This is a genomic window from Lelliottia nimipressuralis (genome assembly GCF_004402045.1).
Classification (GTDB): domain Bacteria; phylum Pseudomonadota; class Gammaproteobacteria; order Enterobacterales; family Enterobacteriaceae; genus Enterobacter; species Enterobacter chinensis.
This window is the reverse complement of the sequence record NZ_SOMG01000016.1, coordinates 192,073-204,233: the sequence shown is the minus strand read 5'-3', so window position 1 is coordinate 204,233 and position 12,161 is coordinate 192,073. Positions and strand designations below refer to the sequence as shown.

11 protein-coding genes, 1 tRNA gene and 1 pseudogene are annotated in these 12,161 nt (G+C 47.5%); 9 read left to right on the top strand and 4 right to left on the bottom strand.

What is annotated here, in order from left to right; translation table 11 throughout:
* Positions 1–423 precede the first annotated feature (423 nt).
* The 5 genes from E3U32_RS11115 (at position 424) to E3U32_RS11095 (ending at position 6,438) form a co-directional block, all read left to right on the top strand.
* Positions 424–1,185, top strand: a complete 762-nt coding sequence (locus E3U32_RS11115; protein WP_134348832.1) for a hypothetical protein — start codon at positions 424–426, stop codon at positions 1,183–1,185.
* 79 nt (positions 1,186–1,264) lie between these two features.
* Entirely contained in the window at positions 1,265–1,798 is a 534-nt protein-coding gene (locus tag E3U32_RS11110; protein ID WP_134348831.1) for a CS1 type fimbrial major subunit, read from the top strand.
* A gap of 60 nt (positions 1,799–1,858) precedes the next feature.
* Positions 1,859–4,279: a TcfC E-set like domain-containing protein gene (locus tag E3U32_RS11105; protein ID WP_134348830.1), complete on the top strand. Its 2,421-nt coding sequence runs from the start codon at positions 1,859–1,861 to the stop codon at positions 4,277–4,279.
* Positions 4,276–5,529: a hypothetical protein gene (locus E3U32_RS11100; RefSeq protein ID WP_134348829.1), complete on the top strand. Its 1,254-nt coding sequence runs from the start codon at positions 4,276–4,278 to the stop codon at positions 5,527–5,529. The genes E3U32_RS11105 and E3U32_RS11100 overlap by 4 nt, the downstream gene beginning before the upstream one ends.
* 450 nt (positions 5,530–5,979) lie before the next feature.
* A complete protein-coding gene (locus E3U32_RS11095; RefSeq protein WP_134348828.1) occupies positions 5,980–6,438 on the top strand; it encodes an SgcJ/EcaC family oxidoreductase in 459 nt (152 codons plus the stop codon).
* A gap of 106 nt (positions 6,439–6,544) precedes the next feature.
* On the opposite strand, the pseudogene E3U32_RS23955 reads toward E3U32_RS11095, so the two are convergent.
* Both E3U32_RS23955 and E3U32_RS11090 read right to left on the bottom strand, forming a co-directional pair.
* Positions 6,545–6,661: pseudogene (locus tag E3U32_RS23955) on the bottom strand (IS3 family transposase); the annotation flags it as partial.
* A gap of 72 nt (positions 6,662–6,733) precedes the next feature.
* Positions 6,734–7,339, bottom strand: a complete 606-nt coding sequence (locus E3U32_RS11090) for a hypothetical protein (RefSeq protein ID WP_134348827.1) — start codon at positions 7,337–7,339, stop codon at positions 6,734–6,736.
* A 1,163-nt stretch (positions 7,340–8,502) separates the two neighbouring features.
* Between E3U32_RS11090 and E3U32_RS11085 the strand changes: the two genes are divergently transcribed.
* From E3U32_RS11085 to E3U32_RS11075, 3 genes are all read left to right on the top strand, one after another.
* On the top strand, positions 8,503–8,841 hold the full coding sequence (locus E3U32_RS11085; protein WP_063925945.1) for a DMT family transporter: 339 nt from the start codon (positions 8,503–8,505) through the stop codon (positions 8,839–8,841).
* Positions 8,842–8,987: 146 nt separating this feature from the next.
* Positions 8,988–9,770, top strand: a complete 783-nt coding sequence (locus E3U32_RS11080) for a winged helix-turn-helix domain-containing protein (protein ID WP_166790929.1) — start codon at positions 8,988–8,990, stop codon at positions 9,768–9,770.
* A complete protein-coding gene (locus tag E3U32_RS11075) occupies positions 9,763–10,257 on the top strand; it encodes a FidL-like protein (protein WP_134348825.1) in 495 nt (164 codons plus the stop codon). The genes E3U32_RS11080 and E3U32_RS11075 overlap by 8 nt, the downstream gene beginning before the upstream one ends.
* Positions 10,258–10,522: 265 nt before the next feature.
* On the opposite strand, the gene E3U32_RS11070 is transcribed toward E3U32_RS11075, so the two are convergent.
* Together E3U32_RS11070 and actS are read right to left on the bottom strand one after the other, a co-directional pair.
* Positions 10,523–10,596 (bottom strand) — tRNA-Gly (locus tag E3U32_RS11070).
* 80 nt (positions 10,597–10,676) lie between these two features.
* A complete protein-coding gene (actS, locus tag E3U32_RS11065; RefSeq protein ID WP_134348824.1) occupies positions 10,677–11,420 on the bottom strand; it encodes an amidase activator ActS in 744 nt (247 codons plus the stop codon).
* A 164-nt stretch (positions 11,421–11,584) separates the two neighbouring features.
* On the opposite strand from actS, the gene idi reads away from it, so the two are divergent.
* Positions 11,585–12,127: an isopentenyl-diphosphate Delta-isomerase gene (gene idi, locus E3U32_RS11060; RefSeq protein ID WP_134348823.1), complete on the top strand. Its 543-nt coding sequence runs from the start codon at positions 11,585–11,587 to the stop codon at positions 12,125–12,127.
* Positions 12,128–12,161 lie beyond the last annotated feature (34 nt).

The following is a 12,161-nucleotide window of genomic DNA, read 5'->3' as shown; positions in this document are numbered from 1 at the left end:
TATTATTGTAATAAACTAAGAATGGTTTATTAAAAATTCAACTCCCTGCTAACAACACCTTTCCGTGATGGTTTTTCATGGTGATTATTTCCCATGTAAAACAGTAAATTACACTGACACGCCTTTTTTATAATCGCTTATAACGATCATTTCACCAAAATTCAATAGGTAGCAACTATAACTTTTACGACATCGATCGGCATTGACTATTAAACAGTCAGAATTCAGAATTCTCTACATCAGCTACTGCACAGATTAAACCATGAGTCGTACCGCCCAGCAGTAACTAAAATGGCACACGGCTACGTTCAGTAATATTTCCGCCATAAGGGGTTACCGGTGATTAAAAAGAGGGTGGAATGAATTAATCATGATGAACGAAAGACTGAATGCCAATAAATCAACCCTGTTCCTGGTGAATCGATGAGTTATTTTAAGAAACCTTTAATTTTTACAGGCGCTATTGTTTTAGCACTGTCCGTATTTTCCCTTGCATACGCCACGCCGGTTATTGGCATTGGCAGTATGTACGACGTACTGACGCCGGATATGCAGAGTATGACCAAGCGGATTTATAACACCGGGGACTCTACGGCCTTTGTGCGCGTTGAGCTGCTTGAAATAAAACCCGGGCGTAAGAACGGGGAAACGGAAGTCGTGCAGAAAGAATTATCCGGGACAACCCCGGAGCGTAACCGTCTTATTGTCACGCCCCAGCGGCTTATTATTCCGCCGGCAGGTTTTCAGGCTGTGCGTATTCTGTGGCCGGGAGAACGGGGAAGCGAACGGTATTTTCGTGTCAGGTTCACCCCGGTCATGCCTGAGGCTGATGACAGCTTTGGGCTAGATAAAAAGGCGGTGAGTGAGTATCGCAAAGACACTCTGCATGCCGGACTTAATGTACTTACGGGCTACGGTACGATAGTGATTGTCCAGCCCGAAAAACCGCAGTTTAACACGGTGATCGACAGTGCCAGTGCGGCAGGGATCATCATAAAAAATAACGGTAATGCCACAGTGTCACTGGACAATATCCGACAGTGCAGAACAGCGAATACCGACTGCGGTGCCGTCTCCCGCGAATTTATTCTCCCCGGAAGAACGCATACCGTGGGCAAAAAAGCCGGATATAAAACGAATTTCACTCTTATTGAGGGGAATAACAAGCGGGCGTTGAGTTATTAACACCCGGAATACCAGTACCGGTTACGCAAATCCGCCTGACCGTTATGGATTAACTTCAAACCTTAGGGAATATAGTAAAATGAAACGTAATTTTTCTGTTCTGAATAAATCTCTTGCTGCCGCCCTGTTTTCCTGTGCAGTTTTCGGCGGCGTTGCCGCGCACGCTGCAGACAGCCAGAGCTATACCATCAAACTGAGCGCCACAGTCCCCTCTGACTCTTTTCAGGTTATCCCGGTAGACGCGGGCTGGATTGACCAGACCCAGGATATGGGCTACGACATCGCGACCAGCAAACTGAGGGTGTTTGAGAAGCCGTTCCAGTACAAAAATACTGCAGGCGGTATTCAGGCAACCCTGACCGGGAACCTGTCCACCGATGGCAAACCCCAGCTGTCAAACGGAACTGACGTTATTCCTCTGGCTGTCAGCTTCAATAACGTTGCGCTCAGCCAAACGGCCACCACCGTGGTCGAGGCAGCGGCGGCAAAAGCTGGCGGGCGTACCGCGCTGAGAATCGCACAGGCGGACGATAAGGCACTGGACGTGAACGGTTCATTTACCGGAAGCGTGTCGATGATTTTCGAGCCAGTAGTGGTTACGCCGGAAGCATAACAACGCCTGTCCTTTCATGTGAGATGGAGGCCGCGGCAGGCGACTGCTGCGGCTTTTTTTATGAAGAAACGCTTGCTTATCCTTGCCCTGTTCCCCCTGACTGCACCGGCGGCGGATATGACGCTGGCTGCCAATATGCGGGGACTGCCGGAAGACTTCCGCCGGTATTTTTATGACTCTGAGCTGATTGTTCAGGTTTACCTGAATGACATGCGGCTGTTTGATGCTGCAGTGGCTCTGAAAGAGAATGGTGACATCCGTCTGATACGTACCCTTGATGATGCAGAGGATACGGACCCGGAAACCCGGGCTCTGTGGAACGGTGTGCTGGAGAAGGGCGTATCGACTGGACAATGTGCGAAAGACTGCCCTTCAGGACTGATGGCGGTTCAGTACCGCCTCGACAACTCCGTGCTGAAACTTTACACCGCAAACTATGAGACCGCCCGGACCAGGAGCGCCTATATTGCCATGCCGGCAGATACGCCGGGTGGTGTCATTATGTACAACGATGCATCCGTAACAAACACGGCATCCACGCGCAGCTGGGGTATAAATTCATCCCTGACGTCGTCCCTGGCAGGCTGGAGCCAGAGAGCGTCTTTCCAGTCATCCGGCACGGAGGGCGAGTACCGATACAGCAGCGCCAGCCTGTACGAGCTTTACACCCAGAAAGAGCTTCAGGGTAGTTTCGTCCGGCTGGGTTTTTTTACCCCTGACAGTGATACCGGTAATGTGCAGACAGCCGGTTTCGGTTACGACACCGTGGCGGGGGTGATGTGGGGGACCTCTGATGCGCTTCTGGTCAGTACTGACAGCGTAAGCGCCTGGCCGGTTTATGTGACCGGACGCAATCAGTCCATCGCAGAAGTCTGGCGTGATGGTCGCCTGGTTCATACCCAGCAGTTACAGGCGGGTGTACAGGCGCTGGACACACGGCCGTTACCGGGTGGTATTTATGACATCACCATCAAGATTATTGAAAATGGTCAGACCGTCGACACGCAGCAGGCGCAGATTTACAAACCACAGGGGTGGTCTGACCCGAACCGGCGCTGGCGCATGAATCTGTGGAGTGGTCAGCACAGGACGCTGGCCACGGGTGAAGGACAGGTGCGTGAGGATAATCCTTTCTCATTTGGCGGGGGGATTGATCTCCTGGCGCATCCGCGGGCTGTTCTGGGGCTCAGCGGTGCGGCAACGGAAAAAGAACACCAGGTCAGGACGCGGGCAAACATCACGCTTTCACCTGATGACGCCCTGTTTGCTCAGTACACGCTGGGTAACACTGAATATCAGTTAAATCAGAATACCGACATCCGTTATTACCGCAATATTCCCGGTGGTGGCTCAGCCAGTCTGTTCTGGCGCTCAACCACGACGGACATCTACGGGCACAGAACCGCATCACGTCAGCAGGGGGACACCTGGGGCAGTTCCCTGTCGCTGCGACTACCGCGGTCAACGTCTCTTATCGTCAACGGGCAGTATATAGATACGGCCTGGCGCAGTGGGTTTGGTGCCGATATGTCGGTGACCACGCTGGCCACCCTGTTGGGACGCGACATGAACTTCCGTGTGAGCGCATATGACCGCCCAGGCTTTAATGACCGCCGTCGCGACCACGGGGTCGCATTTGGCGTCAGCATCTCGCTGGCCCCGGCGGCACGGCACACCCTGTCGGCAGAAACGGGCATGAACCAGAATCAGGGTTATTCCAGTCTGAACTATCAGTGGCAGCCGGGAGATGACAGCAGCATCCGCTCTCTGGGCGGAGGAGTGTCCTACAGCCCGCAGAATACCGTTATCAGCGGTAATGCCTCCGTTGATACCCCGTACGTCAGCGGGGATGGTTATGTGCAGCATAACACCCGCGGTAGCACGAACACGGCTGGGGGTAACCTGAGCCAGGTGCTTGTTATGGGCGGCGGCAGAGTGGCCTCCGTGAACGGCAACAACAGCCGCAGCATGGAGTCCGCGCTGATTGTGGATGTGGATTCAGATGATGAAACCGCGAATGTACTGGCTTCCGGCCAGATGGCCGAAACGCAGCTGAAAGCAGGCCGCAATATCGTTCCGGCTGAGCTGTGGAAAAAAAGTACCGTTCAGTTCACTGCCAGCGGGGGAGAAAGTGTGCAGGTGTTCCCGCCCGCCAGCAGCGTGCAGATGCGACGCGGCAGCGTGAAATACATCAGCGTGAAGGCGGTGAAAACCTTCACTGTAGTGGGGATGCTGCAGGACGAAAACGGAAACGTACTGAAGAACCGCTACGTGAACAGCGACGTCTCCGGCGGGATGATAAACGCCGAGGGGGTGCTGACCCTGGATTCCGGTATTGCAAACCGGAAACTTACTGTCAGGGCAGAAAATGGACAGCCGGCAATGCAGTGCGCACTGCCGGCGGAGATGGACAAAGACAAGAGCGTGCAGTTTGTCAGTGCAGTGATATGCCGGACAGACGGCGCAGGAGAAGATAAATGAATAACTTGATATTGCGAACGCTGGCGGGCATGTCGCTGCTTGCGGTAAGTACAGCAAATATGGCGGCGACGATGGACATCACGGCGTCGTTTGCACCGTCAATGGAGAAGCCGGAAAATAACAGCTTCACGAACACCACGCCGCAGAGCGGGTATTGCAGTATTTGGCCGCATCGTTGTAACCCCGGGGACTTTAGCATCAACCTTCCTTTAACGCTGACCAGAACTAAAACTATTGAAGCTAATGCATCCCCAAGAGATGGAATATACTTTAAAATCCCATCAGGGAATCGAAAGGTTACATTGACGAACAGTAACGGCTCTACATTTACTGGTTCTTTCAGGATGAGAATTTTTTCAGCACGGTATATTGATTCCGGCGATAACTACACCTGGGATGGAGGTCGCCATCTTGCGGTAGGTATGCCGCCTTGTTCAGAAGCTGCACCGGCGTTGGGAGCAGGAGGAGCGCATCCATGGCTTCATTTTGCATGGAATTATCCGACAAGCGATGTTGCCTGTTATCGTATATCAACCGTTGATTACACAGATGCATTCAACCGGATTGAACAACTTAGTATATCTTACGATTTTATCGTGCCCAGTCCCTTACATATTGATTCTGGAATATATACCGGAGTACAGGTATTAAGCGTTGGTCCGGGCGGTGATTTTGACTTTGGTGACAACTTCCAGGCGTCAGACACGGAACTGACAATCAATTTTACCCTGTCGGTAAACCACGAACTCAAACTCACCACTACCGCAGATGACCAGGCCGTATCGCTGCAGCCCTGTGCTTCAGGCCGGGTCTGCACTACTGATGAGGGCCAGGCCAACTGGGAGCGCTGGATGGTCACGCGTATCACCCCACAGCTGACAGGCAGGAGTAACTTCAATTTGTCCAGCTCAGGCGAATTTACGGTTTATCTTGAATGCGAGCAGCAGAGCGGCCCGGACTGTGCCCTCAGAAGCGATAAAATGCCCTCACAGACGGTCCCGGTCAGGACGCTCCTGACATTACCCGATAACATCGTTGATAGCGTCACCGGGTCCGGCGTGTTCAAACGGCCGCTGGCGGCAGGACCTGATTTGACGAAAAATGTTTTTGTGACAAAGACGTTTGGTCAGAACAAGGCCGGAAGTATTGATTTTCAGGTCAGTCAGAAAGACGTTGATACCATGCTGACAACACGTCCGGATACCTATCGCGGGGCGGTAACCGTAATTTTCGATCCAAAAATTCACTGAGACTATGCAATGACCCGATATCCGTTACCGGGAGATGCAGGCGACAGGCATGCCCACGTCGGGCCCATGCCGGAGAACTCATTCACATTGAGGGCAGTGAGCATCACTGGTTCTAAGATCGTGGACATGTTATTTGGAAGCCAGTGTGACCAGGATCACCGGCCAGCCGTGTATGACATCAATTATATTTCATTATTTTTGTCGCTCTACACTATCACTGGACCATTACCTTTATATTTAAACAAATTACCTGGTGTCATTTGAACTTCCGTATTTCATGCTATCACCTAATGTAATCTCACTGAGCATTTCTATTTATTTAAGTGTTAAATTACGGACCTGATTTAAATATAAGTAAATTAGAGTAACTTTATTATTTTGAGATTGCTTTACTATGGAGAAATAGGTACTTTAGCGTCTAGATAACAACACGGAAATAAAGGGTATTTTATGAGAAAATTATCATGTTTTATTGGTTCACTGCTGCTTATTTCAGGATCCACCTGGGCAGCAACAACACCAGCTACAGATTGTGTTAAAGCAGACAAGGCTGCGATTGAAGGATTATTTGATCGGTGGAATGCGTCACTAAAAACAGGTGATGCAAAAAAAGTTGCTGACACTTATTTGACGGATGCAGTCTTATTACCTACTGTCTCTAATCAGGTTCGACTGACGGACGCAGAGCGAGTGGATTACTTTGAGCATTTCCTGAAAAAGAAACCCGTTGGTAAAATTGACTCGAGAACCATTCGCATTGGTTGTAATAAAGCCATTGATACTGGCACTTATACCTTTACTTTTGCCGATAAGACAACTGTTTCTGCTCGTTATACTTTCACATACGCCTGGGATGGCAGCGACTGGAAAATATCCTCTCATCACTCTTCAGCGATGCCTGAATCCTGATCGAAATAAAAGTAAGGTGGCAACAGCAGTTGCCACCTTTTTATTACATTGAATCGATTTAAGACAGAATCGCCACGGATAAAGGCGTACCTCTGCCTATCCGACTACTCTTTGTCAGTGAAAGAATCCGGCTTGGCCTGTACTTCTTTATCGAGGGGTAAAGACTTTGGGTGGTGATATCGAGACGTGTTGTAACACTGGAAACAGAATGACCGCGATCAACATATCATTTTTAAAGAGTCATAAAATTTAACGTCAAACTACAATTTCTGTAAGAACCTCCATTGATTTAAGGTTAGTTTTCATCAACTATAAGCCTGCCATCCTTTAAATTAATACACCCGGTTTCTTTCATTCTTTTAATAATTCTGGCTGCTGTGCTTTTTGACATAAAAGTGCTATTTGTGATGAAGAACAAAAGCGATATTTTTTTCTTGATATGACATGGATGGTACTTCCATCGGTCCACTAAAGTTCGCACATATTTTTCATTATTTTCATTATGACTATTAATGAATTTCATTAGATCAGTATGATATCCAGACATCACTGTCATTGCATCCGGAAGTAATCCCTGGTAGTTAACCAAACTCCAAAAATAATGATAGTCAATAGATTTTATTTTCCCATAGTCTATCATCTCTATAAACACAGGCAGTGGTTCAAGCGATGGCATTGCCCCGATGACAAAAGGAGCTGAAATGACTTTAATTATCTTTCCAGTTTCAGATGAACGGAGAAAAAAATCCCCCTCAATGATAAAGAATACGCGTTTTACATCATTGCAGCTAAAGTTATAAATACGTTTACCTCTGGATAATCTGTCTACTTTCGCAGGCTCTGCATAGTCATTTAGCTTTTTGATTATGTTAAGGTGATTAACTATAATTTTTTTAGACATGGAGTAACCTTTTAAATAGGATTAAAGTTTATGACACAGATATTCCTCACCAGATGGTAAAAAACCATTATACTGGTGATGTTTTCAGAAGCATTACCGTCTAAAACTGAATAAGTAAATGAGTTAACGTATTATCATCACTGCTCTTCAACAATAAACTTAAACATTGTTATCCAACGTTGCTGAATTTTTGTCTCTTCTCTAATACCGAACAGACAAAACATATGCCTTAAGAATTTCCTTTGCCATACAGGCATGCAATTGAATTTATACAATCCCGCCCCTTTTAAGAACATATATCTCAAATACAACCATATTTAGATAGAAATCCTAAAATTAGATGTATTCTCAGCATAAATATCTGAAAGAATAAAAAAATACAGCCCTGACTTAAGCGCTCAGTAATTGAGTCATCCTCATTTTTCGATATATTTAAACCCAACACTTACAGATTTAAAATCTATACAACATAAACAATTAAGCATAAAGCACTATATATACTATTTTTTATTATATATGTGTCTAATTCATTTTCTTTAATGCATGCTTGGCATCAACATTTCATTCACTGGAAAACACTGTATGGGCATCTTATCGGGAATAAAAGACTTACTTAGACAAGACCCCCAGGTTGATTTGTCAAATAACATGTTCAACAAACCATCAAAAAAAAACGCCCCCGCTCTTCTGAAATTGATGATATGCAGAAACGCCATCATCTATAGATTGCATAAATATGGTTTCATTGAAGTCACTGTTCTAATAGAATTTCTCAAAGCATTTTGTGATGATGTCCCGGATCGCGCGAGCTATCTTTATATTAAAGAGAAACTTAAGGAATGCCTCGACATACACGACAACGGAAGCGATTATTTCTACGATATGCACAGACTACTCGTGGACATAGAACATGTTATTGCTATTGAAGGACCATTATTGTGAGAGATAAAGAATGATTCCCAACTATCTTATTCTCTTACACCAGCGATTCCTGAGAGAATTGTCACCCTGAATTTTTATCACTGTCGCCTTCGGATTTTCATTCTCACGAAAGAATGCAGCTCAATGCTTTTGAATTGAAAAATACAAGATTTCTTTGGCAACCGCCGCGATACCGACCATCTCCACCGGGATTCAGTGGATGGACTGTAAGAGGTAATAAAATGACAAGACTGGCATTATTCTATTTATGTATATCTATATTAATGGAGGTTGTAGCGACAACCTCACTAAAACTGTCAGACAGTTTTAGTCGATTAGTGCCGAGTGTCGTGGCAATTGCAGGATATGCCATTGCCTTTTACTGTCTGACTGTACCGATGAAAACTATACCCACAGGGATTATTTATGCTATCTGGTCAGGAGCAGGCATTGTATTGATTGCTTTTTCGGGTTGGATATTTTCAGGACAAAAATTGGATATTCCTGCACTGACAGGTATTGGTCTCATCCTGTGCGGCGTTATAGTTATCAATCTCTTCTCAAAAAGCGTAATGCATTAGCTCAGTAGTTAGGGTGGGTTCAAATGAAAGATCATCATTGTAACCTGATTAGGTGTTGCTCCCCCCACCGTTGTGGCTGGCGCTTTTATTAACCCTGTGTATTAATAACATTCTGTAATCAAAAATACGCGCGATGGAGATTTGCTGTGCAGTACATCATAAACAGTACTATTGTTTTCGACAGCGGAGACGGCACTCTCAGGCATCCAGATACTGATGACGTCTTTCAGCTTCCGCTGCCTGCTCAGCGATTACTTCAGATCTTACTGGAATCAGAATGTGAAGTTCTGACACGTGATTTTCTCTTCAGGGAGGTATGGGATAAGTACGGTCTCACAGGGTCAAATAGCAATCTTAATCAGTATCTGAGCCTTCTGCGACGGAGTATGGTGGTATATGGGTGCGAAAACTTTGTCATCACCATTCCGAAGGTGGGGATAAGGCTTGATGAACATGTCAGTATCGTAAAGAAAACCGATAAAGAACCGCAGTATGAAATTGTGACGTCGAAATCGGTTGAATCACAGCAGACAAAAAAACCTGAAAAATACTCTCTGCGCCTGCTACTGCCTGGGCTTACAGTGCTTACCCTCATTACTCTGGCAAGTACATGGATTATTAGCTCCAGAAGTACGGGACGCGATCCAGTATTCACCTCTCACACGTTACAAACGGGGTGTGTGATCCATACAGTTAAGTCAGAAAGTGAATACTATAAAGAAAAGGTCGAAGCGCAGGTATCAAAGCTGCTGCAAGAGAATAACCTTGCCTGCCGAAAAGGATTTAACGTTTACTTTGACTATTACACTTCAGACGTACCCCAGACCTATGGTCGAACCATGTTATCGGTGTGTCGGGCAGGTGCCGATGGAGTGAACAGATTATGCGACAACGTTTACTATACCAATCGGAACGAAATCAATGATTAAAAAAGCCTTTTTCGTTGTCGTAGCTGTACTGGTACTGGTCATCCCTGTCATTGTGAAGAAGCTTCACGATAGTATTAATACATTTAATAATCTGCCCTTTAAATGTCAGACCTTTACAAGATATGTGCTGGAAGACAACGGCAGAACCGTCTATATAAACGTCGCCCAGGATTTGAGGCTGTATTCCTCCAAAAGGGGGTATTTCCTGCTTACCGGAACCGTTCAGGATGAAGGAAAAACCAGCAGAATCAGCCGAACGATCCGCCTTGACAGCGGTTCCCTCACGCAAGGCAAAACGTTCGATTATCAAATTAAAAGTATTGAAAAGCTGGATAGCGATAACAGTGATGACAATATATTCCAGCTTCTTCTAAATGAATACAGGACAGGAAGTCATGAGTTTCAGATTGATGTGTTCAGAATTGATAAACTGACCTGGTTAGTGGGTGGCCCTTACGCTTTTGTTAACACCTGCACACGTTATTAGGTGTACATATGCAGTAACTGAACAATACACAACTGACACAGGTCACAGGCCAATTGGCTATGGCGTTAAGTACATGATGAAGGGCATTTTCCGGGTCCACACCGAAGGTCTGGCTAAGGATGATTTACGGTACATCTGGCGTTTCCCCCCATCCATACCCTCACATTGAGCCTGGCCCAGGGAAGTACAATTGAGTTCAATAGAATTGAAGAATGCTATAATTGCTTGTTTATCAATGAAAAATAGAGTTTGGAAGACTTGAGTTTGGAGCGGGCGAAGGGAATCGAACCCTCGTATAGAGCTTGGGAAGCTCTCGTTCTACCATTGAACTACGCCCGCTTTGAGGTGCGTAGGGCATTATAGACCTTACACACCTTCATACAAGCCTCTTCATAACTAACTGGCAATTAAATAATCACTTAGCACTTTGGTTTGCTGCCGGGCGCAGGAAGATAACGCTGCGGATCGATGGCCGTCGCCTTATAGCGAATCTGGAAATGCAGCTTCACCGCATCCGTGCCGGTGCTGCCCATAGTGGCAATCTTCTGCCCGGCTTTTACGTTCTGTCCGTTGTTGACCAGCATCGTATCGTTGTGCGCATAGGCCGTGATGTAGTCTTCGCCATGCTTAATCATGATCAGGTTACCGTAGCCGCGCAGCTGGTTACCGACGTAAACCACCTTCCCGGCACCGGATGCATAAACCGGCGTACCGCGCGCGGCAGCGATATCGATGCCTTTGTTACCGCCCTCAGACAGGGAGTACGGCAGCACCACTTTTCCGCTGGCAGGCCATATCCAGCAGCGTTGACCGACCGGCGGCCAGGATGACTGCGGCACCGCGTAAGACGGTGTTACCTTAGCTGTTTTGCCCTTCGAGGAAGATTTTTTGCCTGAGGACGATCCGCCGCTAACCTTCAGCTGCTGCCCCACCTCGATGGTGTAGGGCGGAGAGAGATTATTCAGCCGCGCCAGATCCTTCACGCTGGTCCCCGTTGCGCGCGAAATTCGATACAGCGTATCCCCGCGCTTAACGGTATAGACCGAACCGGAATAGCTGCCCATATCCGACGATTTGCTTCCTGAACAGCCTGCCAGGAATAGCGTCAGCGTCAGGTAAAAAATGGCGGTGATGGGGTTTCTCGTCAGGCTTCCTGCAAACAAAACAGATCCTCGGTCAGCGTGAATGGCGCTCTATGATACCAGCCCGGAGAGATAAGGGTCAGCCCTTTTCCGCTCCTGGAGACAAACCGTTCGTATAAGAATGCCGTATAATACTGCACTGCTGATGGTGCAGAACCATCCGCATCGTTGGCACTGGAGCAGGAATGAGTATTCAAGAACACGTTATTTTGGTAAATGACCAGGGAATGGTGATTGGCACTCAGGAAAAATACGCCGCACACACGACCCAAACCCCTCTGCATCTGGCGTTCTCCTCCTGGCTGTTTAACGCCAGCGGTGAATGCCTGGTGACCCGACGCGCGTTAAGCAAAAAAGCCTGGCCGGGCGTCTGGACGAACTCCGTCTGTGGACATCCGCAATCGGGTGAAGCAACGGAAGAAGCCATTATCCGACGCTGCCGCTTTGAAATCGGCGCTGAAATTACCGATATCACCCCCGTGGCGGCCGAGTTTCGTTACCGCGAAACCGATCCTTCCGGGATCGTTGAAAACGAGATTTGCCCGGTGTTCGCGGCCCGCATCACCAGCGAACTGCGGATTAATCACGATGAAGTGATGGCGTTTGAGTGGGTTACGCTGGAATCGTTATTCCGCGCCCTGGATGCCGCCCCCTGGAGCTTTAGCCCGTGGATGGTGCTGGAAGCGACGGCCGCGCGAGACGCCCTCAGGGCGTTCGCCGCGCAATAAAAAAGCCCCTTTCGGGGCTTTTTTCACATCTTAA